Source organism: Chromobacterium rhizoryzae, assembly GCF_020544465.1.
GTDB lineage: Bacteria > Pseudomonadota > Gammaproteobacteria > Burkholderiales > Chromobacteriaceae > Chromobacterium.
On record NZ_CP066126.1, the window covers coordinates 1,481,535 to 1,508,122 of the forward strand.

25 protein-coding genes are annotated in these 26,588 nt (G+C 61.6%); 14 read left to right on the forward strand and 11 right to left on the reverse strand.

Annotated features, from left to right (window positions below; all coding sequences use genetic code 11):
• The first annotated feature begins 1 nt into the window (after nt 1).
• The 7 genes from JC616_RS06830 to JC616_RS06860 all read left to right on the forward strand — a co-directional run bounded on the left by JC616_RS06830 (nt 2) and on the right by JC616_RS06860 (nt 6,995).
• Nucleotides 2-937, forward strand: a complete 936-nt coding sequence (locus tag JC616_RS06830; protein ID WP_107799912.1) for a LysR family transcriptional regulator — start codon at nt 2-4, stop codon at nt 935-937.
• A gap of 726 nt (nt 938-1,663) precedes the next feature.
• Nucleotides 1,664-2,185, forward strand: a complete 522-nt coding sequence (locus JC616_RS06835) for a hypothetical protein (RefSeq protein ID WP_227107401.1) — start codon at nt 1,664-1,666, stop codon at nt 2,183-2,185.
• Between the two features lie 165 nt (nt 2,186-2,350).
• Complete coding sequence (locus JC616_RS06840; protein ID WP_227107403.1) at nt 2,351-2,827, forward strand: FKBP-type peptidyl-prolyl cis-trans isomerase; 477 nt, start codon at nt 2,351-2,353, stop codon at nt 2,825-2,827.
• 367 nt (nt 2,828-3,194) lie between these two features.
• Entirely contained in the window at nt 3,195-3,845 is a 651-nt protein-coding gene (locus tag JC616_RS06845; RefSeq protein ID WP_227107405.1) for a hypothetical protein, read from the forward strand.
• A 228-nt stretch (nt 3,846-4,073) separates the two neighbouring features.
• Nucleotides 4,074-4,412, forward strand: coding sequence for an FKBP-type peptidyl-prolyl cis-trans isomerase (locus JC616_RS06850; RefSeq protein WP_227107407.1), 339 nt, complete (start codon nt 4,074-4,076; stop codon nt 4,410-4,412).
• Nucleotides 4,413-4,956: 544 nt separating this feature from the next.
• Nucleotides 4,957-5,370 carry a phosphatase domain-containing protein gene (locus tag JC616_RS06855; protein ID WP_227107409.1) on the forward strand — a complete coding sequence of 138 codons (414 nt, stop codon included), beginning with the start codon at nt 4,957-4,959 and terminating at the stop codon, nt 5,368-5,370.
• 605 nt (nt 5,371-5,975) lie between these two features.
• On the forward strand, nt 5,976-6,995 hold the full coding sequence (locus JC616_RS06860; RefSeq protein WP_227107411.1) for a hypothetical protein: 1,020 nt from the start codon (nt 5,976-5,978) through the stop codon (nt 6,993-6,995).
• A gap of 301 nt (nt 6,996-7,296) precedes the next feature.
• On the opposite strand, the gene JC616_RS06865 is transcribed toward JC616_RS06860, so the two are convergent.
• From JC616_RS06865 to JC616_RS06905, 9 genes are all read right to left on the reverse strand, one after another.
• Nucleotides 7,297-8,049, reverse strand: coding sequence for an HNH endonuclease signature motif containing protein (locus JC616_RS06865; protein WP_227107413.1), 753 nt, complete (start codon nt 8,047-8,049; stop codon nt 7,297-7,299).
• Nucleotides 8,050-8,209: 160 nt separating this feature from the next.
• Nucleotides 8,210-8,890: a hypothetical protein gene (locus JC616_RS06870; protein WP_227107414.1), complete on the reverse strand. Its 681-nt coding sequence runs from the start codon at nt 8,888-8,890 to the stop codon at nt 8,210-8,212.
• Nucleotides 8,891-8,934: 44 nt separating this feature from the next.
• A complete protein-coding gene (locus tag JC616_RS06875; RefSeq protein WP_227107417.1) occupies nt 8,935-9,609 on the reverse strand; it encodes a hypothetical protein in 675 nt (224 codons plus the stop codon).
• 133 nt (nt 9,610-9,742) lie between these two features.
• Nucleotides 9,743-11,338, reverse strand: a complete 1,596-nt coding sequence (locus tag JC616_RS06880; RefSeq protein WP_227107418.1) for a 5-guanidino-2-oxopentanoate decarboxylase — start codon at nt 11,336-11,338, stop codon at nt 9,743-9,745.
• Nucleotides 11,335-12,537, reverse strand: coding sequence for a pyridoxal phosphate-dependent aminotransferase (locus JC616_RS06885; RefSeq protein ID WP_227107420.1), 1,203 nt, complete (start codon nt 12,535-12,537; stop codon nt 11,335-11,337). Before JC616_RS06885 ends, JC616_RS06880 begins: the two co-directional genes overlap by 4 nt.
• A 175-nt stretch (nt 12,538-12,712) precedes the next feature.
• Nucleotides 12,713-13,408, reverse strand: coding sequence for an ABC transporter permease (locus tag JC616_RS06890; RefSeq protein ID WP_227107422.1), 696 nt, complete (start codon nt 13,406-13,408; stop codon nt 12,713-12,715).
• Nucleotides 13,409-13,421: 13 nt separating this feature from the next.
• Nucleotides 13,422-14,135: an ABC transporter permease gene (locus tag JC616_RS06895; RefSeq protein ID WP_205465673.1), complete on the reverse strand. Its 714-nt coding sequence runs from the start codon at nt 14,133-14,135 to the stop codon at nt 13,422-13,424.
• 40 nt (nt 14,136-14,175) lie between these two features.
• Nucleotides 14,176-14,946 carry a transporter substrate-binding domain-containing protein gene (locus JC616_RS06900; protein WP_227107424.1) on the reverse strand — a complete coding sequence of 257 codons (771 nt, stop codon included), beginning with the start codon at nt 14,944-14,946 and terminating at the stop codon, nt 14,176-14,178.
• An 18-nt stretch (nt 14,947-14,964) separates the two neighbouring features.
• Nucleotides 14,965-15,714, reverse strand: a complete 750-nt coding sequence (locus JC616_RS06905) for an ABC transporter ATP-binding protein (protein ID WP_227108563.1) — start codon at nt 15,712-15,714, stop codon at nt 14,965-14,967.
• A gap of 532 nt (nt 15,715-16,246) precedes the next feature.
• On the opposite strand from JC616_RS06905, the gene JC616_RS06910 reads away from it, so the two are divergent.
• The 3 genes from JC616_RS06910 to JC616_RS06920 all read left to right on the forward strand — a co-directional run bounded on the left by JC616_RS06910 (nt 16,247) and on the right by JC616_RS06920 (nt 18,551).
• Entirely contained in the window at nt 16,247-17,665 is a 1,419-nt protein-coding gene (locus tag JC616_RS06910; protein ID WP_227107426.1) for a sigma-54 interaction domain-containing protein, read from the forward strand.
• A 283-nt stretch (nt 17,666-17,948) separates the two neighbouring features.
• Nucleotides 17,949-18,131 (forward strand): type II toxin-antitoxin system HicA family toxin, encoded by a 183-nt coding sequence (locus tag JC616_RS06915; protein ID WP_043634155.1) that lies wholly within the window; start codon nt 17,949-17,951, stop codon nt 18,129-18,131.
• A 9-nt stretch (nt 18,132-18,140) separates the two neighbouring features.
• Nucleotides 18,141-18,551: a type II toxin-antitoxin system HicB family antitoxin gene (locus JC616_RS06920; protein ID WP_081551195.1), complete on the forward strand. Its 411-nt coding sequence runs from the start codon at nt 18,141-18,143 to the stop codon at nt 18,549-18,551.
• Between the two features lie 171 nt (nt 18,552-18,722).
• Here JC616_RS06920 and JC616_RS06925 read toward each other — a convergent pair whose 3' ends face one another.
• Both JC616_RS06925 and JC616_RS06930 read right to left on the reverse strand, forming a co-directional pair.
• Nucleotides 18,723-19,661 (reverse strand): PDR/VanB family oxidoreductase, encoded by a 939-nt coding sequence (locus tag JC616_RS06925; protein ID WP_227107428.1) that lies wholly within the window; start codon nt 19,659-19,661, stop codon nt 18,723-18,725.
• Between the two features lie 15 nt (nt 19,662-19,676).
• Entirely contained in the window at nt 19,677-20,822 is a 1,146-nt protein-coding gene (locus tag JC616_RS06930) for an aromatic ring-hydroxylating oxygenase subunit alpha (RefSeq protein ID WP_227107430.1), read from the reverse strand.
• A 320-nt stretch (nt 20,823-21,142) separates the two neighbouring features.
• Between JC616_RS06930 and JC616_RS06935 the strand changes: the two genes are divergently transcribed.
• From JC616_RS06935 to btsR, 4 genes are all read left to right on the forward strand, one after another.
• On the forward strand, nt 21,143-22,084 hold the full coding sequence (locus tag JC616_RS06935; RefSeq protein WP_227107431.1) for a GlxA family transcriptional regulator: 942 nt from the start codon (nt 21,143-21,145) through the stop codon (nt 22,082-22,084).
• 195 nt (nt 22,085-22,279) lie between these two features.
• Nucleotides 22,280-23,806, forward strand: a complete 1,527-nt coding sequence (locus tag JC616_RS06940; RefSeq protein ID WP_227107433.1) for a fumarate hydratase — start codon at nt 22,280-22,282, stop codon at nt 23,804-23,806.
• 284 nt (nt 23,807-24,090) lie between these two features.
• Nucleotides 24,091-25,809 (forward strand): sensor histidine kinase, encoded by a 1,719-nt coding sequence (locus JC616_RS06945; protein ID WP_319792924.1) that lies wholly within the window; start codon nt 24,091-24,093, stop codon nt 25,807-25,809.
• Nucleotides 25,806-26,540, forward strand: coding sequence for a two-component system response regulator BtsR (gene btsR, locus JC616_RS06950; protein ID WP_227107435.1), 735 nt, complete (start codon nt 25,806-25,808; stop codon nt 26,538-26,540). Before JC616_RS06945 ends, btsR begins: the two co-directional genes overlap by 4 nt.
• Nucleotides 26,541-26,588 lie beyond the last annotated feature (48 nt).

Sequence of the window (26,588 nt, forward strand, 5' to 3'; positions counted from 1 at the left end):
GATGGATACCAAACGACTCGACCTCAATCTGCTGGTAACGCTGGAAGCCTTGCTGGTGGAACAGAACGTGACGCGCGCGGCCGCGCGGCTGAGCTTGAGCCAGCCGGCGGTGAGCGCGCAATTGAACCGCCTGCGCGAGTTGTTTGACGACCCGCTGCTGGTGGCCGTCCACCGCGGCATGTATCCCACGGCCAAGGCGCTGGAAATGTTCGAGCCCTTGCGCAAGGCGCTCAACGAAGTGCGCGCCACCGTGGCCGGACATCAGGATTTTGAGCCGGCCAGCGCGGACCTGACCGTGGCCATCGCCTGCACCGATTACCTGCAAGCCGCGCTGCTGATCCCGCTGGCGCGGGAACTGCGCAAAAGCGCGCCCGGCGTGAGGGTGGCGGTGCGCGCGCTGGACCTGCACCGGCTGGAAGCGCAACTGGAGCAGGGCGATCTGGACCTGGCGCTGCTGACCCCGCCGGCCGCCCCGTCCAAGCTGCAAAGCTGCCGTCTGTTTGACGAACACTATGTGCTGATAGGCCGCCGCGACCACCCCACCCTGAAAGAAGGGCTGAGCGTGGAAGAATACGCGGCCTTGGACCACGTCATCGTGTCCTTGGACGGCAACGGCTTCTTCACCCCGGTGGACCGCACGCTGGCGGCGCTGGGCCTGCGCCGCAACGTGGCCTTGTCCGCCGCGTCCTTCCTGTTTGTGCCGGAAATGGTGGCCCAGTCCGACTTTGTCGCGCTGGTGCCGCAGCGCCTGGTGCAAGACCGCGGCGACGCGCTGAAGCAAGTGGAGTTTCCGCTGCCCACGGAAAGCTTTGAAGTGGGCATGGCCTGGCACGACCGCACCCAGCAGCACCCCGGCCATCGCTGGATGCGGGACTTCATCATCACCCTGGTTAATGCGCAGGCGGGGTTGGCGGCGGATGCGGTGCCTTTGTCTTAGACCCGCTAACCAAACCCCTGATTCTGCGTTGCGCCTCCTTGCCGTACGACTTGTACGGCCTGCGTCGGCGCGCCTTGGCTCAGGCTCTCTGCGAGGTGTTGTTAGCGGCTCTTAGAACCGGTTTACGATCTGCTGCGCGTCGTGAGACGTCACACGGTGAGTACCGCTTCGCAATGCTCATGTACCGCGCGTACATTCCATTTTCTCAGCCGCAACGCCTTGTCTCGCCTTAGCTCGCGAGATCGTAAACACGTTCTTAGAACCGGTTACGTTCTGCTGCGCTAATGGCTTGTTCCTGCCGGGGCCGGCGGCTGGTGGGTATCGCCTGCGGCTCCACCCACCCTACCCATGACGAGCGGCTGCGCGTAGGGTGGGTGGAGCGTAGCGATACCCACGCGGAACCCCGCTGCGCCGCACAAGATGATGGCGGCGATCCACCTTACCGGACCCCGCCGGCTTGACGCCCTCCCGCTCCTCCCCAACAATAGCCCCTGCGCCGCAACAATCGCGGCGCTCGGGCTTAGTCTCCCGCTTATGAGTTCTTACTGCGGATGCGCTGTTTCCACAGCGTATCCGCTGCCATTGCTTTGCCTATTCGGGCGGGCCTTGGCAAGTGGCGCCCTCGCGGGCGCACCGGCTTTCGTAAGAACTCACCGGTAGACTAACTCTTGTCATGTGCCCGCCCTGCCGCCTTGCGGCCGGGCCCTTCTGCTCAGGAGGTTGCAAATGGTAAAGCTTGTCCATCCGGTGCTAGGCATCGAACTCACTTCGTCCGCTACGGAAACCCAAGACGTCCATCAGGACGCCTCTCCACTCCCACCGCTTGGGCCGCGCTCGCGCTACCGGTTTGCCGGCCCCCACGCCAAAGACCTCAGCCTGCCCTTCATCCGCCGCATCAAAGGCCGCACCTATCCGCATTACTGGCAGCCGGCCGAGGCCAAGGATGAATGTGAAGCCCGCGCCTTGGGCCATCAGTACGCCGCCCATCTGGCGCAGATGCTGAAACTCAACCGCCAGCACTCCGCGCGCGGCCTGTTGTTCCGCATCGCCAGCGATATGGATTTCAGCCAACGCGGCCACCGCCGCCGCATGTGCAAGAGCTTCTTCAACTATCTGGAGTTGTTGTTGAACCTGGGGGTGGAGCAGGTGGACCTGCCGAGGCATGTGGAGGCGGTGAACCGCCTCCATCTCAGCCTGGACGAGTTGGAAGCCTTGCCGCGCAAGTTGGGGCGGAAGAAGAGGGGATAAGCTGGGAAGGGCAGCCGGCCCCGGGAGCGGGGCTGGCTATTGGGGAAGGAGAGGCTTTTCCCAGCAAACAGCCATATCCGTATCCAGCAAACCGGGGTGTTTCAGTTGACACTCCCTCGCTGAACTGAGACCCTTCTCGCTTCCATTTTTTTGCTATTGCCCGCCATGAAAATCACCGCCAACACCGCCGTCACCCTGCGCATGAAAGTCACCGACAGCCAGGGCCTGGTTTACGACGATGGCAAGAAGCCCGTCTCCTACCTGCACGGCGATTACGACAACCTGTTCGCCAAGCTGGAAGCCGCGCTGGAAGGCCAGGAATCGGGTTTTCAAACCACGCTGGAACTGGCTACCGAAGACACCTTCGGTGAACGCGACGAAGCCCTGGTCACCACCATGCCCAAGGCTGACTTCCCGCCCGGGGTGAAGGTAGGCGGCCAAATCCAGCGCATCGGCCCGGATGGCGAGCCGCGTTACTACTTCGTCACCAAGATCAAAGGCCCCACGGTATTGTTGGACGGCAACCACCCGCTATGCGGCAAAGCCCTGCGCTTTGTCGTCAAAGTGGTGGACGTGCGCACGGCCACGGCCGAGGAAATTGCTCACCAGCATGTGCACGGCGAGCACGGGCATCAGCATTGATAGTACCGGCCTCACACAAAAAAAGCCCTCCTCAAACGGAGGGCTTTTTTTTGTCTGGGGTCTGGTGGTTTGGGGGAGGGGATTAGTTGGTGAGAGATTTGCCAACTTTGATATCTCGACACATTCCAAGAAGCGTTCAACTTAATTTGAATCATTTTGACGTTGGATAATTAAATAAAAACAACCTGAATTGTTCGGTGTTTTTTTATTAAACAAAAACAATATTATATAGAACGAAATTAGTTCTTTTTGCCAGAGTTGTTCATTAAAAATATCAAGCAGAAAAATTAATTGGATCTAAAGTGTCAGTACGTATCTATCTTATTGGTGATGCGTCAATTTTATTTAATTTTCTTGGGAGTGCGACATGAGCGAATTTTTCGAAAAAGCCTCTTCGGTAATGGGTGGTACGCGCGTTTATGATGTTCGTATGATGGATACCGTCACTGTCAAGGCAAGGTATAAGGCCATTACCGCATCCGGTGATTCCAGAATTGGAATCTGGCCAGGCTATCAGGCTACAGGCAACCCGATTGCAAAAGCAGATGCCAAAGATTTGGAGGGGGAAGTCACTCTCGTGGTCCAAGGTTACGATTTTTCTGACGGACCATATACAGTCGGCTTTATTGTGAACAACAATACAGGTGACGATTCAATTTGCGCCACCGTTCTCATGGACAATGGGCAATATGTGAAATCAGAAGCAACAACGCTGAGTGTTATCGGTCAGAAAAATATGGATGGGAAATCATATCTTACCGTCAAATACTCCACGCCCGATGGTAATACTCCGAGTCGTAGTCTTGACTGGATATATCTGTTTAATGGAGACAGAGTTGTTCCTCCCGGGCAGGCCGTACAACATTTCCCCATTCCGAGCAACGATAGCAGCGGGACTGTCATTATTCAGACGGATAAACCCCTGACGTTTAAAAATGACTATATTGTTGAATACAATCCTGGTCGGTCGACTACGGCGATCAGTGCCTATTACACTTTCAAGTTTAAAGGGCAGTAATAAATAATTAAGATGTCGCACATGGCTTTGTGGGCTAGATGTTCAGGCCATGTGCGAAAATTATTTCGCATTTAAATGTAAGTCGTTTTCTTATCTACTCCTCTCACTCGTATTTTGGATAGAACTCTTAAGTAAAGAGTTGATTATGAGCTTCCCCGCCTATCTCAAATATCCCGATTCTTCCTACCTGCACGGCGTTGGGACAAGCTGTTCGCCAAGTTGGAAGTCGTGCTTGAAGGCCTAGAGTCGGGTTTTCAAGCCACGCTAGAACGAGCCTCCGAAGACACCTTCGGCGCCCGCGACCAAGCCCTGGTCACCACCATGCCCAAGGCGGACTTCCCGCCCGGCGTCAAGGTAGGCGGCCAAATCCCGCGCATCGGCCCGGATGGCGAGCCGCGTTACGACTTCGTCACCAAGATCAAAGGCCCCACCGTCTTGTTGGACGGCAATCACCCGCTGTGCGGCAAAGTGCTGCGTTTTGCCGTCAAAGTGGTGGACGTGCGCGCGGCAACGGCAGAGGAAATTGCTCACCAGCATGTGCACGGCGAGCACGGGCATCAGCATTGATTCCCCAGCCTCATATAAACAAAGCCCTCCCGATTTGGGAGGGCTTTTTTTTGCCTGGGGCCTGGCGGTTTGGGTGTTGCTTATCTGTTGTTGAGTGCTTTGCCACTTGTGAGATCAACTTTGATGTCTCAAAGCATATTATCTTTGATGGCTAACATTAGGTATTTGTGTTGATGTTGGTTTTTGATTGCGGTGAATTCGTCAGAGATTCGGCCGCTTCTGTTTGTAAAATTTTTCATTGTTATTTCTGAGGCAGGGGTCTTTACAAAAGCTACGGTAAGGAACTGAGAGTATACGTTTAAATATTCATAAAATCTGATAGCCAGAATCATGGGTGTCGAGAGTGGAACCAAGTAGCTGCTGTTTTTTTATTGCCATTATTTGAATGGCAGTGATACTTGTCAGACTGTATCGGTACAGCTTTATAGATATACTGTTTTTGGCTGATTAGCTTTGCTAGGGTTTTCAATTGCTAAAGCTGCTGGTTATGGTTCGGGTCATTGGATTTGGCTTGGAGTGTTAATGTTTACTTAAGGTGTTTGTAATGGAAAATGAAATGACTGTTGAAAATGCTTACATGGCTTTTGAGCTTGGGGCCGTTATCTCTGGTGTTGATTTGGTTTCCGAGTTCTACGGAAATTCTTCTTATAACTGGAATTTGATTCAAGTTTTGACGGCTTTGAGGCCGCATCGTGCAGGCTATCGCATCCTGATTACAACCTCCATCAAAGAGTCCAAGCGCGAAGAAGTCAAGAAATTGATTTTTAATTTTATGGGCGGCAATGAAGATTATGATTTGCTGATGCGTGCCGATGATGATAATCGCGACTACATGGAAATAAAGAATGAATGGTTCCATAATGGCAAAATAAAATATCCTGTTCGGATGTTCTTTGAGCGCTCCAATGCTCATGCCGATATGTGGCGCGGACTGGGGCTGAACAGCGCCCAGGTTTGATGAAGTAAAAAGCCCTCTTTTGAGGGCTTTTTGGCACTCCTTTAGTCGCAATCACCCGCTGTGCGGTAAAACCCTGCGTTTTGTCATCTAAGGGGTGGATGTGAGCGCGGCCACGGCTGAGGAATGTGCATGGCGAGCACGGGCATCCGCACTGAAAGTACCGGCCTCATACAAAAAAAAGCTCTCCTGAATAGGGGACTTTTGTTTGTATGAAGTCTGATTTTTGGGGTGGAGATTTGCTGCATACTGCCGGTACGTTGCGCACAGGCTGTTGTTCTGTACCGCCCGAGACATAGTTTTTCACTGTAGGTGAAAGGGCTTCTGATGATGCCGTTGAGTCTAGGAGTGCAACAGGTAGATCTAGCGCGGAATGTGCCGGTGGTGCAGTTACTATTCCTGAGCCCGAATGAGATGGAGTGCCTACAAAGGTAGGTAGGGGGGAAATAGAAGGACTAAACCGAGGCAGGTAGATTGCTGGACTGATTGTTTGTCAACCTACCAAGGTTATGTGGTTATAGTATGCTGATAAGTATTATTTTCTAGAGGAGCTTTCCCTACACGCTTATGTAGTGGCTATGCATAGCTTTCGGTTGTAGAGCAATTTGGTGTATTATTTTCACGATGTTATGAAAATTTTTCGATATGTATTTTTATATCAACATATGCTTGGTTATTTTATGAGACATAGTCTTTTTGTGGTGCTGATTACTCCTTTTGTTGCTGCTTGTCAACCACCTGTGGTTCCTCTTAAGACCTACTCATTTAACGTGAAATTTGATGTGAATGGAAAGTCGTATGATGTGAGTGAGAAATTTAATTGTCATTATGAGGATGTGTCATGGATATCAACAAAAGGGGCCGAGTGGCATATCCGAGAGGGCTCTGATGTGGTGAGGATTTATGGTGTTATAGATAATGATATTTCATTTGAAATCATTCCTAATCAACCATGGCCAAAGAGCTTCTGTTTTGATGAATCTGGGCCTTTGGATGTACAAGTTTTTATAAAAAATAAAAATGGCTTAGTAGAAAGTTTTGATAAAAATAGATTGGTTTCTTCATTTTATAATTTTCGTTTGGTTGATGCAAGAATTGATTCTCGTACTTGGGGGGTTGATTTTTTTGAAAAAAAACATAAGCTACTTGAATTGGCAACAAGGTCATATTACACAGTTGTAGTTAATTTTTATGGTGAAGATAAATGGAGCCGGAATGAAGGGGCTGCTGATTTTGTTGAAGAGAGAAAAATAATCTGGTTTGAAAAAAATAAAGCTTTCCCTTTCAGTGGCTGGGGGAAGGATGACGTGGAACTTGCAAGAATACGTTGGGATGATGAAAATTTGAAAGAGGATGGTGCGTTTGCCAGACAAAATGTGCTCAAGCCAAATGGAGCTGCATGGGTTATTTCCACATCAAATGTAGAGGCTATAAATTGGCTTCAGGAACCAGCTATGGCTGGGGGTGAGGAAGGTATAGAGTTGACCTCCTCTGAAAGGCGTAGCAGTTGGGTGAGTTATAGGGGGAGTAAAATTGAGCTGCCTATACGAGATTATTATCGAATTTTTTATGAGCCGGACGAAAATAGATTGGTCGAGTTTGTTGCTCAATCAGTCAAGCTAAGATAAATTAGCTTTTGTTATGTTGAAAAATGGTACATGTTTTAGAGAAAAACTTAGCAGAGTAGCTAGAAGCTGCTTATGTTATTGAATGTGTAAAATGTAGAAACTAAATCTGATCTGACAGTTTTCCATTTTGATTGTGCCTGACTTTCAGGTCAAATCGGAACTTATACATATTAGCGCAAGGGCAGAGATAGCCGTTTGGGCTGATGATCTGCCATCTCTTCATCTGACTGGCAGCAACTCGGCCATAGCTGTCTTTACGACAGCTTGTTGGCCAAGGACTGATTTACGTAGAAACCCATCGTCAGACTTGGGCAAGGCTGTTAGCTACCTCCAACGCAGCCTTAACTCGTATTAGTACTGATGTGGGTAGTCTCTTATCCTTTAGCAGTTCTATGTAGGCATCCGACAGCTCTCCTTGCAATTTCACCTTGCCATCTGGCTGAATAGTAAACAGATGCTTGTCATATAGTCGGTGTAGATCCGCTCGCAGCAAAATTCCGTTTTCCAGCCACTCCATTCCATCTTCGGCCACTGGAACAATGTGTGCGGCCTCCAGCGCACGTTCCGTTGTTTCACCGGTGATGCCGCAGCACTTATCCAGGCTCAGCAACGCATGACGGAACCGGAGCTGATTTCGGTCCACGACTGTTTTGCTGGAGCGAGTTCTTTTCTCCTCCTCCTTGTCGCGCCAGGTCCACTGGACCGTACCGTCGTATTTCTCCGTATCAACCCCTTTCCAACTGGCTTCACCGCTATGAGCGCCTTGCGGAATCACGATAGTGGAAACACCCCATAAGGCATCCTCGTACTGGATATGCAGGTTATTGTCGTGCTTATAGGTAATTCTCACGACAAAGCCTCCATCACCTCTTCGTTCAACCTGACTATAGGTCTTGTAGTTGACGAAATGGGGTGTCCTAGGCTTGGCATCATCAGCTGCCGGCCACTCTTCCAGTGTTGAAGTGATTTGGATATTTTCCGACAAGCTGTTAAGGTCGAGTGGAACAAACTCTGTAACATTCATCCATGCAACTTCAAGATACTTTTTATACATTGTCATGCTCCAGAAATTGTTCTGCTTACATACGTTAATAACAGACCGACACTGATGAGTTTCAAGCTATAACAAAGTCATGCAAGTTGGTCGCATACATCTCTGTGTGATTAATATTCAAGTATAGGAATTGACGATATATTCATCATCAACTTCCCAATCAACCCCCCGCCGCCACCTTTTCCAAACTCGGCAAAGTATGGGTATACAGCTTGGCCAAGTCCTTGGGGCTGGCGATGGTTTCAAAATGCTCCATCTTGATGGCCAGGAATTGCCCTTTACTGCCATCGCGCACTTCGCCCACCTCCAGCGCTTTCAGCGCGCTGATCCAGTACCAGTTCTGGCCCATGTTTTCTTTATCGCAATAGGCGTACCACAGCGGCAGGCGGAACAGTCGCTCGAAGGTGAGCGCTTTTTTGAGTTCTTCCTCCAGGCTGAGGGTGAGTTCGCCGCGCGATGGGGTGTAGTTCTTGGCGTCGATGGCGATCATGCCCAGCGAGGGCAGCAGGAGCAGGAAGTCCGGCCGTTTGGCTGCGCCTTGAAATAGCGAGGCGAAGCTGTCCTTGTTCTGGCAGATGCCCACATAGGCCAGCTTGTGCTGGTTGAACCAGGCGTTGAGCGCTTTTTCGCCCTCATGGCCTTTTTCCTCCGCTGTGTTGGGGGCTGCCTGGGCTGCGGCGGGCGGCGGATTAGGCGCGGGCGCTTGCGCCGGAACTGAGGTCGCGGCTTGGATAGGTGCCGTTGTTTGCGGCGGCGTGGGTGCGGTATTGGGGCTTGGGGCCGTCATTGTGGATGATTTCAGTGAAAGGGTTTTTCTGATGCTTGCGAGCGAAAAGGCCATGGCGTCTGCTCAGATTGGGTTGGCTGGGCGGGGGTGGAAGCGCTTCATCCCGCTTGCCTCGCCTGGTCCGCCTGATACGCCGCCTCACGGTCGCTGAACAGGCCCAGGCGCACCAGGCGGGCGAGGATGGCGCCGCGGCTGCGGCCCAGTTGTTTGGCGATGGCCTGACTGTCCGGCTGGGCCGGGCTGTGCCACAGGGTTTTCAGTTGCTGGTCGTCGGCCACGCTCCAGACCGCGCCTTGCTTGCCGGCTGTGGGCGGCGCGGCGGGTTTGGTGGGCAGCTTTTCCGCGGCGGCGGGTACGTCCCAGAGTGGCGGCAGGTCCAGCGTTTGCATGCGGGCGTTGTCGGCCTGCATCGCCGCTTGCTGGTGCTCGTACAGCCCCAGGTGGACCAACCGGGAGACGATGGCCAGCGGGCTGCGGCCCAGTTTTTCCGATAGTTGGCGTACCGGCGCGGGGGAGGCTTCCCACAGCAGGGCTAAGCGGTTGTCTTCGGCGATGGTCCAGCGCTGGCCCTGGCGCGCGCCGCCGGGGGCCGGCTGCGGCTCGGGCGCGGTGGGCGGGTCCGCGGCGTGTTGTTTGGCGACGCGCTTGAGTTGCTCGTAATACTGCGCGCGCGCCTTGTCCAGCGCCGGGTCCTTGGGGGTGCCCAGCGGGTCGCGCCGGCCGGCCGGGTCTAGGCCCAGGACCAGTTGTTCGACGATTTCGAGTTCTCTCATAGGGATGCCCGGAGCCGGTCTCGCATTGCTTGCGGGGCGGGTGCCGCCGTGGATAAGCCATGTTATCGCCGCGGCCGGGTTCTATGCAAATTGAGTTTGCGGCGCGCGGCCCGGGGCCGGGCCGGCGCGCGCTTTAAGCTTCAATTTCTATCAGGGTGGGATTGGCGGCGGCGGCGGCCTGTTCCAGCGCCTGGCGCAGCAGCGGTTCCGGCGTGCCCAGCGCCAGGGTTTCGGCGCGCCAGCCGTAGGCGCGGGCCAGCGCCGGGAAGTCCGGGGTGTAAAGGTCCACGCCCAGCGGTTCCATATCGGCGGCGCGCATCGCGCTTTTGATTTCGCCGTAGCCGCGGTTGTTGAGCAGCAGCACGATCAGGCGGGCGCGGGTTTCCATTGCGGTGCCCATTTCCGCCAGGGTGAACTGGAAGCCGCCGTCGCCGGCCAGGCAGAGCACCGGCCGGTCCGGTTCGGCCAGCGCGGCGCCGATGGCGGCGGGCAGGCCGTAACCCAGCGCGCCGAAGCCGACGGAGGCGTTGAACCAGCTGTTGCCGCGCGGCGCGCAAAAGCCCAGGTTGCCGGCGTAGACCAGGCGGGTGGAGTCTCCCACCCAGCGCGCTTGCGGCAGGATGTCGCGCACGCGGTGCAGCCAGGCCAGGTCGGCGGCGTGTTCCGGCTCCATTTCGGCGGCGGCCAGGCGGCGGGCGGCGTCGGCGCGCTCTTCGCCCTGGCGGGCGGCGTCGGTCAGTTGCAGCGTCAGCAGTTGCAGGGTTTCTTTGGCGTCGCCCAATAGCGGCAGGTCGGCGCCGCGGCCGCGGCAGAGTTGTTCCGGGTTGATGTCGATGCGGATCAGCGCGCCGGGCAGGCGGAAGCCGCCGTCCACGTACATGTCGAAGTCGGTGGGCCCCAGTTCGCAGCCCACGGCCAGCACCACGTCGCTGGCGGCGATCAGGCGGCGCGCGGCCGGCAGCGAGGGGCTGCAGGACAGGGCCAGCGGGTGGCCGTCCGGCAGCGCGCCGCGCGCGTTGATGGTCATCAGCGCCGGCGCGTCCAGCATTTCCGCCAGCCGGGTCAGTTGCGGCGCGGCCTGGCGCGCGCCGCCGCCTATCAGCAGCAGCGGCCGTTCCGCGCCGGACAGCAGGCGGGCGGCGCGGTCGATGGCGGCGGGGGCGGCCGGCCCGCGCAGCAGCCGCATCGCCGGCGCTTGCGGCGGCGGCAGGCCGTCGGGGGGCGCGGCCATCAGGTCCAGCGGGATTTCGATGTGCACCGGGCGCGGGCGGCTGCCGTCGAACACGGCGAAGGCGCGCGCCAGCACTTGAGGCAGTTCCGCCGCCGCGGTCAGGGTGTGGCTGAAGGCGGCGATCTGGCTGGCCAGCGCGTGCTGGTCCGGCAGTTCGTGCAGGTGGCCGTCGCCGGAGCCCAGCTTGCCGCGCGCGTTGACGCCGGAGATGACCAGCAGCGGGATGGAGTCGGCGTAGGCCTGGCCCATGGCGGTGGCGATATTGGTGAGGCCGGGGCCGGTGATGACGAAGCAGACGCCGGGCTTGCCGCTGACGCGGGCGTAGCCGTCGGCCATGAAGCCCAGGCTTTGTTCGTGGCGGGCGGCGATGTGGCGGATGCCGCTGCCGGCCAGGCCGCGGTAGAGCTCGATGGTGTGGACGCCGGGGATGCCGAACACGGTGTCGACGCCGTAAGCCGCCAGCCAGGCGGTGAGGTAGCTGCCCAGGGTGGCGCTCATGCGGATTCCTTTTGTCTTGGCGCTGCGGCGCGCAGTTGGCCGGCGAAGCGGGCGATGCGGCGGCAGGCTTCGGCCAGGCGTTCGTCGTCCACCACCAGGCCCAGGCGGATGAAGCCGGCGGCGGTGGGGCCGAAGGCGGCGGCGTCCAGCACGGAGACGCCGGTGGCTTCAAACAGTTTCCAGGCGAAATCCCCGGCCTCCAGGCCGCAGCCGCGCACGTCCAGCAGCAGGAACATGCCGGCTTCCGGCAGCGGGCATTGCAGGCCGTCCACGCCGCTGAGCAGGCTATGGGCCAGGTCGCGCCGCCGCTGGTACAGCGCGCGGACGGGGTCGACGAAGGCGTCGTAGTCTTGCAGCGCCAGCAGCGCGGCTTGCTGGATGAAGCCGGGGATGCCGTAGAGCATGCACAAGGCCAGCGTGCCCATGTGCTGGATCAGCGGGCGCGGGCCGGCGGCCCAGCCCAGCCGCCAGCCGGCCATGGCGTGGGATTTGGACAGGCTGCCCAGGGTTAGCGTGCGCTCCGCCATGCCGGGCAGGGCGGCGATGCTGTGGTGCGGGGCTTCGAAACTGAGGCCGGCGTAGACTTCGTCGGCCACCACCCACAGGTCGTGGCGGCGGGCCAGCGTGGCCACCGCGGCCAGTTCGTCCGGGCGCAGCGCCGCGCCGGTGGGGTTGCAGGGGGTGGCGAGGAAGATCGCGCGGCTGCGCGGGGTGACGGCGGCTTCCAGCGCGGCCAGGTCCAGGTGGAAGCCGTCCGCGGGTTTGACTGGCACCGGCACCAGCGCGGCGCCGCTGGCGCGGATGCTGGCTTCGTAGGTCAGGTACATCGGTTCCGGCACCAGTACTTCGTCGCCGGCCTGGCACAGGCAGAGCGCGGCGGAGAACAGGCCGTTTTGCGCGCCGGCCACCACGATGACGTTGTCGGCGTCCATCTCCAGGCCGGTGGCGGCGGCGTGGCGGCGGGCGATGGCGGCGCGCAGGTCGGCGCGGCCCTCCACCGGGCTGTAGTGGGTGTCGCCGTCGCGCAGCGCGGCCACGGCGCGTTCAATGATGGGGGCCGGGGTGGCGAACTCCGGATCGCCCACGCTGAGGATGATCACGTCCTCGCCGCGGGCGGCGGCTTGCAGCGCCGCCAGGTGGATGTTCCAGGCATCGACGCGTTCGCCGGCGATGCGGTCTACCAGGGGGGAAAAGCGCATGGGGGTCTCCGTAATAATGGTGTAGGACGGTGTCAGAACCTATTTACGATCTGCTGCGCTTCAGCGATACGGCGTTGAAAACCACTTCGAAATGCTCATGTACCATCCGTACATTCCGCTTTCTCAGCGGTTTTCGCCTTGTCTCGCTCTTGCTCGCTAGATCGTAAACACGTTCTCAGAAGGCGGTGCGGACCGGCAGTCTCTTTTCCAGCCGCAGGAAGACGCGTTCTATCAGCCAGGCCAGCGCGAAATAGATCAGCGCTACGGTCAGCAGCGGTTCGTAGGTGCGCAGGGTTTGCGCGCGCACCAGGTTGGCCGCGCCCAGCACGTCCATCACCGCCACGGTGGAGGCCAGCGCGGTGGATTTGAGCAGCAGCACGGTTTCGCCGGCCAAGGACGGCAGCAGGATCAGCAACGCGCGCGGCAGCCAGATGCGCCGCGCCGCGGTCAGCCGCGACATGCCCAGCGCGCGGGCGGCTTCCAGTTCGCCCTTGGGCACGGCGGCCAGGCCGCCGCGCACCACTTCGCCCACATAGCCGGCCACGCTCAGCGCCAGCGCCAGCGCCACGTACCAGAAGCCTTCGCGCAGATAAGGCCACAGCAGGCTGTCGCGCAGCGCCGGGAAACCGGCGAACAAGCTGCCCAGGCCGTAATAGAGCACGTAGATCTGCACCAGCAGCGGGGTGCCGCGGATCAGGTTGGTGAAGGACAGGCTGAGCCAGGCGAGGAAGGGCTGGCGGGACAGCCGGGCAAAGCCCACCGCCACCGCCAGCGCGAAGCCCAGGCTGCCGGAAAGCAGCAGTAGTTGCACGGTGACGGCGACGCCGCGCCAGAGCATGGGGCCGTAGTCTTGCAGCCATTGGAAGTTCATGCGGGTCTCCCGTTCACAGCGCCGGTTGCCAGCGGCGGAAGCGGCGTTCAATCAGGCTGAAGCCGGCGTTGGACAGCAGGGTCATCAATAGGTAGATGGCGGCCACGGTCAGATAGAACAGCAGGTACTGGCGGGTGGAGCCGGCGGCCTGCTTGGTGGTGAACAGCAGTTCGCTGTAGCCCACCACGCTGATCAGCGCGCTGTCCTTGATCAGCACCAGCCACAGATTGGCCAGGCCGGCCAGCGCGTAGGGCATCATCTCCGGCAGGATCACGCGGCGGGCGGTCAGCCAGCGGCCGCAGCCGAAGGCGCGCGCGGCCTCGATGTGGCCGTGCGGTATCGCCTGCACCGCGCCGCGCATGATTTCCGCCGCGTAAGCGCCTTGCACGATGCCCAGCACCACGATGGCGGCGGCGAAGCCGTTCACCTCCACCTGCGGCTGGCCCAGCAGCGCCGCCAGCGCGTTGATGGCGTCGCCGCCGGCGTAGTAGAGCAGCAGGATGAGCAGCAGCTCCGGCAGCGAGCGGCACACGCTGGTGTAGGCGTTGGCCAGCCGCTTGAGCAGCGGGTGGCCGCCCAGTTTGACCAGAGCGGTGGCCAGGCCGATGAGCAGGCCCAGCGCGAAAGCGCCCAGCGAGATTTCCAGCGTGACCACGGCGCCTTGCAGCAGGGCGGGGCCCCAGTCGCGGACTACGGCGTCGTAGGCTTGTTGCAGTGCATCCAGCATATAGGCTCTCCCTGGGGCGGCTCAGGCGGGCGGGTCGCTGTCACTTGGCGTCCGGCGAGATGTTGACCTTGAAGTATTTCTTCTGGATGGCGTCGAAGCTGCCGTCGGCGCGCAGTTGCAGGATGGCCTGGTCGAACTGCTGCTTGAGCGCGACGTCGGTCTTGCGCAGGCCGGCGCCGATGCCGGGGCCGAACAGCGGGTCCTTGGGCGCCAGGCCCTTGGATTCCAGCCCGGAACCGTCCTTGCCGCCAAGGAAATCGCTGGCGGCCAGCGCGTCTAGCAGCATCAGGTCCACGCGGCCGGCGACGAGGTCGGCGTTCAGTTCGTCCTGGGTGTTGTAATAACGGATGACGGAGCCGGCGCCGTAGTATTTCTTCAGGAAGTTGGCGTTGGTGGTGGCGGATTGCACGCCCAGGGTCTTGCCCTTGAGGCCGGCCGGGCTGAGGACGGCTTTCTGGCCCTTGGGGCCGACGAACTCGGAGGCGGTGTAGTAATAAGGCAGGCTGAAGGCGATGACTTTTTCCCGCTCCGGGGTGATGGACATGGAGTTGAAGATCACGTCTATCTTCTTGCTGTTGAGCGCGGGGATGATGCCGTCCCAGGACACTTCGGCGATCTGACAGCTTTGCTTGAGGCGCTGGCACAGCTTGCGCACCAGCTCCACTTCAAAGCCGCTCCATTGGCCGTTGCTCTGCTTGATGGTGAACGGCGGGTAGGGTTCGGCGGCGATGCCGATGCGCAGCGGGTTGGCGGCCGCGGCGGTACAGAACAGGACGGCGAAGGCTGCGATGAGGGCGCGGAATCGGTTCATGGGGTTTCTCCCTGGGTGTCAGGCGTTGACAAACTGGCGGCAGCGTTCGCTGCGCGGCGCGGCGAAAACCTGTTCCGGCGGGCCGGCTTCCTCGATGCGGCCCTGATGCAGGAACAGCACTTTGCTGGACACTTCGCGGGCGAAGGCCATTTCATGGGTGACCAGCAGCATGGTGCAGCCTTCATCGGCCAGCTGGCGTATCACCCGCAGCACTTCGCCCACCCGTTCCGGGTCCAGCGCGGAGGTGGGTTCGTCGAACAGCATCACCGCCGGCCGGGTGGCCAGCGCGCGGGCAATGGCCACCCGCTGTTGCTGGCCGCCGGACAAAAAGGCCGGATAGGCCTGGCGCTTGTCCGCCATGCCCACTTTCTCCAGCAGCGCCTCGGCCAGCGCCACCGCTTCGGCGCGCGGCTGGCGCAGGACGCGCACCGGCACCTCGATCAGGTTTTCCAGCACCGTCATGTGCGGCCACAGATTGAAGTTCTGAAACACCATGCCCAGCCGCGAGCGCAGCCGGTCCACCTGGCGCGGGTCGGCCGGCGCGCGCCGGCCGCGTTTGTCGGTGCGCAGGGCGATCTCCTCGCCGGCGATCAGCACTCGGCCGTCGTCCGGGACTTCCAGCAGGTTGAGACAGCGCAGCAAGGTGCTCTTGCCGGAGCCGCTGGCGCCGATCAGCGACACCACCTCGCCGGCGGAGGCGGCGAAGGAGACGCCGTCCAGCACGACTTGGCCGTCAAAGCGCTTGCGCAGGTTTTCCACCGCGACGATGGGCGCGGGGGAGGGTGGATGGCGGGGGTGGGGTGATGCATGGGGCTCTCCTCCTTTGCGGCTGTGGCAGCCTGCTGTAGTTGTGTGCCGCGCCTGTAGAGTGGCTAACAAATTCCTGATGCTGCGTTGCGCCGACTTGCCGTACTCAAGTACTGCCTGCGTCGGCGCGCCTTGCCTCAGACGTGAAACTGATTTTGTTAGCCGCTCTTAGCGCGACAGTGTAGGCGTGGCAACATCCATGCCAGCGGATCTGTTTTTTAATTGCATGAATTTAAAAGGGTTTTGCGCTTGCTCGCGGCGACAAAAACCGTCAATACTGCAACTATTCATAAAAACGCCGAATTTTCGGCACCCGTGCTTGAAGCAGCTAAGAACCTGTTTACGATCTCGCTAGCTAAGGGGAGACAAGGCGTTGCGGCTGAGAAAGCGGAATGTACAGGTGGTACATGAGCATTCTGAAGCCGTACTCACCGTGTAACGCTCCACAACGCGCAGCAGATCGAAAACAGGTTCTTAAGGGGAAGGGGGAGACATGGACGCGGACCTGAACCAGGGCATTGCGCTGTTTGGCGATTTTTTCGACGCGATCGGCCTGTCGGTGGCCATCATCGACCAGGACGGGCGCTACGCCTATTACAACCAGGAGTGCTCGCAGCTGGACGAGTACACCGCGGAGCAGGCGCTGGGGGCCTATCTGCTGGAGCTGTACCCGGAACTGGACGAGAACAGCAGCACGCTGTTGCAGGCGCTGCGGCAGGGCCGCAGCTACCGCAATCATTACCAGCGTTATCGCAATCCCAGGGGCAAGGCGGTGCATCAGGTGCACACCACGCTGCCGCTGAAGCGCGCCGACGGCCGCATCGTCGGCGCGGTGGAGCTGTCCCGCGATCTGACCGTGGTCAGCCCGCTGCATCAGGCGCTGGTGGATTTGCAGCAGAACGTGGAAGAGGGGGCAGACGGCGGGCTGATGGGCATCATCACCGACGACGCGGCGATGAAGCAGCTGATCCACCAGGCCCGGCGGCTGGCGCGCGCCGACGTGCAGGTGCTGATCCACGGCGAAACCGGCACCGGCAAGGAGTTGTTCGCCCGGCTGCTGCATCAGGAGGGGCCGCGCGCCGAGCGCCCCTTCGTGGTGCTCAATTGCGCGGCATTGCCGGAGCCGCTGTTTGAAAGCACCTTGTTCGGCACCGTGCGCGGCGCCTTCACCGGGGCCGAGGACCGGCGCGGGGTGCTGGAGTCCGCCCATGGCGGCACCCTGTTTCTGGACGAGATCAACTCGCTGCCGCTGTCCATCCAGGGCAAGCTGCTGCGCGCCTTGCAGGAGGGCACCTTCAGCAGGGTGGGCTCCGGCGCGGAGGTGCGCGTGGACGTGCGGGTGGTGGCGGCCAGCAACGAGTCGCCGCAGCGGATGCTGGACGAGCGCAAGATCCGGCCGGACCTGTTGTACCGGCTTAACGTGGGCTGTCTGGCGGTGCCGCCGCTGCGCGAGCGGCTGCGGGACATTCCGCTGCTGGCGCAGTCTTTCTTGCGCAAGCACGGCAAGGTCACCGGCCACCGCGTGCAGCGCATCAGCCATGCGGTGATGGAGCGCATGCTGCGCTATCACTGGCCGGGCAATGTGCGCATGCTGGAGAACGTGCTGCTGCGCAGCCTGATCCTGTGCGAGGGCGGGGACGAACTAGACTTCCTGTTGTTGGAGGAAGAGGGCGAAGCGGCGCAGCTGCGCGCGGAGGAACGCCGGCCGTCGGCGCCGGCCGCGCCGCCGCCGGATGGCGAGGGCACGCTGGAGCAGCGGATGGCGCGCTATGAGCGCCGGCTGTTGGTGGATTGCCTGGAGGGCTGCGCCAATCTGACCGAGGCGGCGCGCCGGCTGGGCCTGCCGCGCGCTACCTTGCAGTACAAGTTGAAGAAGCACGGGATACAGCTGGCGCGCACGGTGCTGGGGTGAGCGGGGCGGGGCATGGCGTCCCTCGTAGCTGAGTCGCTGATTGGGAGCCAGAGCGCTGGGCTGTCTGCTCAATAACCCCAGGGTTATTGACTGGCCTGTTGTAGAAGCTACAATAAGCTCTGTCCGATAGTCTGCTCAAATGTCGTGCGCGCAAGGGCGCGACAAGGTGAAAACAAAAGCAGAATGTAGAAGTGCTACCTGAGCATTCTGAAGCTGTTCTCACCGTACCGTGTTCACGAAGCGTAGCAGATCGCAAACCGGTTCTAAGTGTAGGGGCGACGCCGTGACCAGCAAAGAAGTCATCAGCATGATAGAGGCCGACGGCTGGTATCTGGTTGCCGCCAAGGGCAGCCATCAACAGTTCAAACACCCGATCAAGACCGGCCGGGTGACGGTGCCTCACCCCAAGAAGGACATACCGATAGGCACGCTGAACAGTATCAAGAAACAAGCGGGTCTCAAGTAAGGAACCATTATGTACTACCCGATTGCAGTTGAACCCGGTGACGACCAACATGCCTACGGCGTCATCGTGCCGGATCTGCCCGGCTGCTTCTCCGCCGGGGACACTCTGGATGAGGCCATCCGGAACGCCCGCGAAGCCATTGAGCTACATCTGGAAGGGCTGGTGGAAGACCTGGACGTCATCCCTCTGGCCAGCAGCGCGCAGGCTCATGTCGGTAAATCTGAGTTTGCCGGCCATCTCTGGGCGCTGGTGGATGTGGACATCACCCGCTATCTGGGTAAAGCGACCAAGATCAATGTCACGTTGCCGGCCAACCTTCTGCACCGTATCGATGAATATGTCGCTTCCCACCCGGAATACGATAGCCGTAGCGGTTTCCTGGCCAAGACCGCGCTAGAAAAGCTGTTGTGTCGGCCGTAAAAGCGGTTAATTTTGCTGTTTGAGCATGGATGTGCCGCGGAGCGCACTCAGCCTAGGCCCGCTAACAAAACCGCGCAGCGTACCTGAGGCAAGGCGCGCCGACGCAGGCAGTACAAGTCGTACGACCAGGAGGCGCAACGTAGGATCAGGGGTTTTGTTAGCGGGCCTTAGTTACAAATCCAGCACCAGCGGCCCGTCCCCCGCCGCCCGCGACACGCAGATCATGATGCGCTCCCGCCGCTCCGCCTCGTTCAGGTATTGGTCGCGGTGTTCGGCGTCGCCGGCCAGCAGCCTGGTTTCACAGCTGCCGCAATAACCTTCCCGACATAGACAGTCCGGCCGCAGCGAGCTCTGCCGTTCTATCGCCGCCAGGATGGATTCGTCGGCGTCCACTCGCAGCCGCAGGCCGGAGCGGGCCAGTTCCACCTCGAAGCCGGCGCTCTCGGCCGCCGTGTCGGCGCTGAAGCGCTCATAGTGCAGCCGGCCGGCCGGCAAGCGCCGCGCGCAGGCGTCCGCCGTCGCCGCGATCAGCCGCTCCGGCCCGCAGACATACACCTGGCTGTCCGCCGGCGCGGCGGCGATCAGCGCGTCCAGATCCAGCCTGCGGCCGGCCCGGCTCTCGTACAGGCGGATTCTGGCGTCGCCGCGCTCGCTGCGCTCGGCCAGCTGAGCGGCGAAGGCGGCGCCGGCGGCGTCGCGGAAGGCGTAGTGCAGCTGGTAGTTCGCGTCAGCGCCCAGCGCCGCCATATGGGCGATGAAGGGCGTGATGCCGATGCCGCCGGCGATGAACAGCCGCGGGCCGGGCACAGCGGCCAGCGGGAAACGGTTGGCCGGCGCTTGCACCCGCAGGCGGCTGCCCGGCGCCAGCGCGTGCAGATAACGCGAGCCGCCGCGCGAATCCGGCTCGTGTTTGACCGCGATGCGGTAGACCCCGCCGCCGGGGTCCAGCAAGGAGTAGGCCGCCGGCCGGCCCGGCGGCGGCATGTCCACTACGATGTGGCTGCCGGACGGGCAGGGCGGGGCCGGGCCGTCCAGCGGCCGCAGGGTGAAGGCTTTGACGCCGGCGGCCACTTCTTCGATGGCGCAGACTTCGGTGACGATGGCGGGCATGCGCGGCGCTCCGGTTCAGCCGCGGTAGGCGGCGGCCACCATCTGGTGGAAATGGGCGATGCCGTGCTCGCTGATGCCGCTGCGCTGGCTGTCCGCCATGATGCGGCCCTGGCCGCGGTAGCCGCGCGATTGCAGCCCGCGTTGCACGCTTTCCACCAGCCGCAGGTCTTCGGGGCGGAATTCGTCGCGCGCCCAGCTGACGAAGCGGCGTTGCTCCTCGCTCAAATCCTGGTTGAGGAAGAGGATTTCGTAATGCTGGACGGTGACGCCGGCGGATTCCGGAAACTCGTAGATCACCGTCATCGCCGCGTCGCCGGGCACCACGTTGAACATCACGCCGGGCCACAGCCAGTAGCCGTTGAAGGCCTGGTTGGCGGCCTCGCCGTCAAAGGCGTAGCTGCTGTCGCTGGATTGGGCTGCGCCGCGCTGCAAGGTCCAGCGGCCGTGAAGGCTGTGGGTGTAGCCGTCGGTGGTCACCGATTGCGAGAAGCTGGGGTGGGCCGGCGCGCAGTGGTAGCACTCCATGTAGTTGTCGACGATGACTTTCCAGTTGGCCGGCGTGGTGGTGACCACGCGCTCGGCCACCTTCAAGTCCGCCACTCGCGGGCACACTTGCATGAAGTGCTCGCGCAGGCCGGCGTATTCGACGTCGATGTCCGGCGCGTCCGGGTCCATGTTGACGAAGACGAAGCCGCAGTATTCGGCCACTCGCAACGGGCTCAGATGGCTGCCGGCCCGGTCGAAGTCCGCCACCTGCTCGCAGTTGCGCGCGTGCGCCAGTTGGCCGTCCAGCTTGAAGGCCCAGGCGTGGTAGGGACAGGTGATCACATTCCTGGCTTGGCCGCTGCCGCTGAGCAGCTCATGGCCGCGGTGCGGGCAGACGTTGTAGAAGGCGCGCAGCTCGCCGTCGCGGTCGCGCAGCAGCAGGATGTTCTCGCCTATCACCCGGCGGGTGACGTAATCGTTGGGCCGGGCCAGCTCGCTGCCGTGGCACAGGCAGAGCCAGGATTTGGCGAAGATCTGTTCTTTTTCGTACTGGAACACCTCGTCGGCGGTGTAGCAGCGCGCCGGCAGGGTGTGAGCGCGCTCGATGTCGCTGCAGAAGTCGGCGGGCAGGCGCGGCGCGGCGGGCGGGGGCTGGATGACGGCGTGCTGTTGCATGGCGGGGCTCCTTCAAAAGCCTTGAGTGGGGGACGGCTGTTGATGATTTAACGGTGTGCCGGCGGCGGCGGAGCGGATGGCCGCGACGCTTACTTTTCATTGCGCGACAATTTGCATTGGCGCGAACCGGGCGCTCGCGCTTATGCTGGGCCTTGGAACGTGTTTACGATCTCGCGAGCTAAGGCGAGACAAGGCGTTGCGGCTGAGAAAGCGGAATGTGCAAGTGGCGCATGAGCATTTCGAAGACGCCCTCACCGTGCCACGTCTCACGACGCGCAGCAGATCGTAAACAGGTTCTTAGACTGGGAGGGGAAAGCGCGGTGGACGAATACCATTTCCTGTTGTTGCCGGAGTTTTCCTTCATCGGCTTCGCCGCGCTGATGGAGCCGTTCCGCATCGCCAATCGCTTTCAGCCCGGCGCCAGCCGCTGGCGGCTGTTGTCCGTGGACGGCGAGGCGGTGGCGGCCAGCAACGGCATCGCGCTGATGGTGGACGGCGCGCTGGCGGAGGCCGGGCCGTGCACCTGTCTGTTCGTGGTCAGCAGTTTCCATCCGCTGCGGCATTACACGCCGGAGCTGGGCGCGGCGCTGCGGCGGCTGGAGCGCGGGGGCATGACCCTGGGGGCGATAGACACCGGCTGTTTCATCCTGGCCGAGGCCGGCTTGCTGCGCGGCGAGACGGTGACGCTGCACTGGGAGGCGATTCCGGCCTTCCGGGAACGCTATCCGCAGGTGACCGCCAGCCAGGAGCTGTTCCTGACCGAGCGGCGGCCCACCTCCGCCGGCGCGGCGGCCGGGCTGGATCTGGCGCTGGCCTTGCTGGCGCGCCGTCACGGCCGCGAGCTGGCGCTGGCGGTGTCCGAGCAATTGGTGCAGGGGCAGATGCGCAGCCCGTCCGAGCACCAGCGTCTGCAGGTGGCCAGCCGTTATCAGGTGCACAACAAGAAGCTGGCGCAGGCGATACGGCTGATGGAGGAGCAACTGGAAGAGCCGTGGCCGCCGGAGGAGCTGGCCGCGCGTTGCGGCGCCACCCGCCGCCAGCTGGAACGCTTGTTCCGCGCGCATCTCAAGGCCTCGCCGGCGGAGTTCTACCGCGCGCTGAGGCTGGATCGCGCCCGCTGGCTGCTGCGCCAGACCGAGCTGAGCGTGGTGGAAATCAGCGTGGTCTGCGGCTTTGAGTCGCCGTCTTATTTTTCCCGCGCCTATCGCAAGCGTTTCGACCGCAGTCCAAGGGAGGATCGCGAGGATCGCAGCGGCGCTTGAGAAGCTGTTTTCAGTGGTTTTCGCCTTGTCTCGCGCTTGCTCGCGAGGCTTTGGACCGGTCCGGAGCGGGGGGGCATTGGCTGGCCGCGGACGGTTTTATCGGGTACTGTTGAGGGTTTGGATTGGCGCGGGCGGCGCGCCTCCATAAAATAACAGGGCAAACCCCAAATAGCCCTACGCTGGAGAAACCCGAAAATGGCCATCATCCGTCAGGAAGACTTCGTGCAAAGCATTGCCGACGCCTTCCAGTTCATCAGCTATTACCATCCCAAAGACTATATCGACGCGCTGTACCAGGCGTATCTAAAGGAAGAGAGCCCGGCGGCCAAGGACGCCATGGCCCAGATCCTGATCAACAGCCGCATGTGCGCGGAAGGCAAGCGCCCGATCTGTCAGGATACCGGCATCGCCGTGGTGTTCCTGAAAGTGGGCATGAAGGTGCAGTGGGACGCCGAGTTGTCGGTGCAGGAGATGGTGAACGAAGGCGTGCGTCGCGCTTACCTGAACCCGGACAACAAGCTGCGCGCCTCGGTGCTGCTGGATCCGGCCGGCAAACGCCAGAACAGCAAGGACAATACCCCGGCGGTGGTGCATTTCGAGATCGTCGAAGGCGACGGCGTGGAAGTGACCTGTGCGGCCAAGGGCGGCGGCTCGGAGAACAAATCCAAGTTCTACGCGCTGAATCCGTCCGACTCCATCGTGGACTGGGTGCTGAAGACCCTGCCCACCATGGGCGCCGGCTGGTGTCCGCCGGGCATTCTCGGCATCGGCATCGGCGGCACGCCGGAAAAGGCGATGCTGCTGGCCAAGGAAAGCCTGATGAGCCATGTGGACATCCAGGACTTGAAGGCCAAGGCCGACAGCGGCGCGGAACTGAGCCGCGTGGAGCAACTGCGCCTGGAACTGTTTGAAAAGGTCAACGCGCTGGGCATCGGCGCCCAGGGCCTGGGCGGCCTGACCACGGTCTTGGACGTGAAGATTCTGGATTACCCCACCCACGCGGCCAGCCTGCCGGTGGCGATGATCCCCAACTGCGCGGCCACCCGCCACGTGCACTTCCACCTGGACGGCAGCGGCCCGGCTTCGCTGGAAGCGCCGTGCCTGGAAGACTGGCCGGACATCACTTACGACAACTCCAACGGCAAGCGCGTCAACCTGGACGCCATCACCCCGGAAGAGGTGCAAAGCTGGCAGCCGGGCGACGTGCTGCTGCTCAACGGCAAGATCCTCACCGGCCGCGACGCCGCGCACAAGCGCATGGTGGACATGCTGAACAAGGGCGAGAAGCTGCCGGTGGACTTCACCAACCGCTTCATCTACTACGTGGGCCCGGTGGATCCGGTGCGCGACGAAGTGGTGGGCCCGGCCGGCCCCACCACCGCCACCCGCATGGACAAGTTCACCCGCCAGATGCTGGAGCAGACCGGCCTTCTGGGCATGATAGGCAAGGCCGAGCGCGGTCCCACCGCGATCGAGGCGATCAAGGACAACAAGGCGGTCTATCTGATGGCCGTCGGCGGTTCCGCCTATCTGGTGTCCAAGGCGATCAAGGCGTCCAAGGTAGTGGCCTTCGAAGACCTGGGAATGGAAGCCATTTACGAGTTCGAGGTCAAGGACATGCCGGTGACGGTGGCGGTGGATTCCTGTGGATCCAGCGTGCATAACACTGGCCCGGCCGAGTGGCGCGTGAAGATAGGCAAGATTCCGGTCATCCCCGTCTGAGAACCTGCCTACGATCTGCTGCGCATCGTGGAGCGTTACACGGTGAGTAGGACTTCGAAATGCTCATGTACCGTGTGTACACTCCGCTTTCTCAGCCGCAACGCCTTGTCTCGCCTTAGCTCGCGAGATCGTAAACACGTTCTGAGTCCGCATGAAAGAAACGGTCGCCTTCGGCGGCCGTTTTGGTTTGCGCCGGCGGCGCCTGAAAACGGTTTGATCCAGACCAAGGTCGGGCGGCGAACCGTCGCCTATGCTCGGCGGCACACCCTTATTGTGCTGCCCGCATGTTGACCGAGTTCTCATTGATCCTGACCTTGTTGCAGCAGATGTGCGTTTACCTGGTGATCGCCTATCTCTTGTCCAAGACGCCGCTGTTCATCCCGCTGACCCAGGTCACCATCCGCCTGCCGCACAAGCTGGTGTGCTATCTGGTGTTCTCGGTGTTCTGCGTGATGGGCACTTATTTCGGCTTGCACATCGACGATTCCATCGCCAACACCCGCGCCACCGGCGCGGTGCTGGGCGGCATGTTGGGCGGGCCGTGGGTGGGGCTGGCAGTGGGTTTCACCGGCGGCCTGCATCGTTATTCGCTGGGCGGCGTCACCGCCGGCGCCTGCATGGCGTCCACCATGGCCGAAGGCCTGCTGGGCGGGCTGGTGCACCGTTATTTCGTGCGGCGCGGCCAGTTGGGGCGGGTGTTCGACCCGCTGGCGGTGGCCGCGGTGGCGCTGCTGGCCGAATGCATGCAGATGTTGATCCTGCTGGCGGCGGTCAAGCCCTTCGCCGCCGCCGGGCATCTGGTGCGCAGCATCGCGCTGCCGATGATGATAGCCAACACCCTGGGCGCGGCCATGTTCATGCGCATCCTGCTGGACCGGCGCGCGCTGGCGGAGAAGTATTCCTCCGCCTTCTCCTCCAAGGCGCTGCAGATCGCCGCCCGCGCCGAGGGCGTGCTGCGCCACGGCTTTGACCGCGATAACTGCATGACCATGGCGCGCATCCTGTACGAGGAACTGGGCGTGGGCGCGGTGGCGCTGACGGACCGTGAGCGGCTGCTGGCCTTCATCGGCGCCGGCGCCGACCACCATCTGGCGGGCACGCCGATCACCTCGCCGCTGACCCAGCGCGCCATCGCCGCCAACCAGGTGGTGTACGCCGACGGCAACGAGACGCCTTACCGTTGCTCCATCAGCCCGGCTTGCAAGCTGGGCTCCTCGCTGGTGATCCCCTTGCGCGGCGAGGACGAGCGGGTGATCGGCACCATCAAGCTGTACGAGACGCGCAACAAGCTGTTTTCCGGCATCAACCTGACCCTGGGCGAGGGCATTGCCCGGCTGCTGTCTAACCAGATCCTGCAAGGCAAGTACGAGCAGCAGAAACAGCTGCTGGCCCAAACCGAGATCAAGCTGCTGCACGCCCAGGTCAATCCGCATTTCCTGTTCAACGCGCTCAACACCCTGTCCGCGGTGATACGCCGTAACCCGGAGCATGCGCGCCAGCTGGTGCAATACCTGTCCACCTTTTTCCGCAAGAACCTGAAGCGCTCCAGCGAGATGGCCACACTGGGCGACGAGATCGACCACGTCAGCGCCTATCTGCGCATCGAGGAGGCGCGCTTCGCCGGCCGGCTGCAGGTTGAGATAGCCGCGCCGGAGGCGGCGCGCCGCGCCGAACTGCCGGCGTTTTCCCTGCAACCGCTGGTGGAAAACGCGATCAAGCACGGCACCTCCCAGCTGCTGGAGCCGGGGCGCATCCGCATCTCCGCCCGCTGCGACGCGCAAGGCCTGCGGGTGACGGTGGAGGACAACGCCGGCCTCTACCACAAGCCGGAACAGAGCGACGGCCTGGGCATGTCCCTGGTGGACCGCCGCATCCGCGCCCGTTACGGCGAGGCCTACGGGGTGGCGGTGGATTGCGCCCCTGAGCTTTACACCCGGGTCAGCCTGCTGCTGCCCTGTCGTTGCCCGCAGGCGGACGCGCGCCGCGCCGGAGCGGCGACATGAGCGCGGCCGGCCTGCCCAGCGCGCTGCTGGTGGACGACGAACCGCTGGCGCGCGACGAATTGCGCCAGCTATTGCAGGCCGCCGGCGGACTGGACATCGTCGGCGAGTGCGGCAACGCGGTGGAGGCCATCGCCTTCATCCATCGCCGCAAGCCGGACGTGGTGTTCCTGGACATCCAGATGCCGCGCATCAGCGGCCTGGAAATGCTGGCGATGCTGGACCCGGAGGCCATGCCGCAAGTGGTGTTCGTCACCGCTTACGACGCCTACGCGCTGCAGGCCTTTGAAGAACACGCCTGCGACTATCTGCTGAAGCCGGTGGACCCGGCGCGCTTGGCCAAGACCCTGGCGCGGCTGCGCCAGCGCGCCGCGTCGCCGCCGGCGGCGGTATGCGCCTTGGCGCCGCTCAGCCTGATTCCCTGCCAGGGCGTCAACCGCATCGTGCTGTGCCGCTTGGAAGAGGTGGCCTATGTCTGCTCCCGGCTCAGCGGCGTTTACGTGGTGGACGCCGCCGGCGTGGAGCGCTTCACCGAGCTGACGCTGCGCACGCTGGAAGAGCGCAGCGATCTGTTCCGCTGCCATCGGCAATACCTGGTGCGCTTGTCGGCGATCCGGGAAATCCTGTTCGGCGACAACGGCGTCGCCACCATCCATACGCTGGACGGCCACAGCCTGCCGGTCAGCCGCCGCTATCTGAAGCCCTTGAAGGACGCGCTGGGCATCGCGAGCTAGCGGCCGCCCGTCCAAATGCGCCGCGCATCCCCCTCCGCTGTGCTAAAC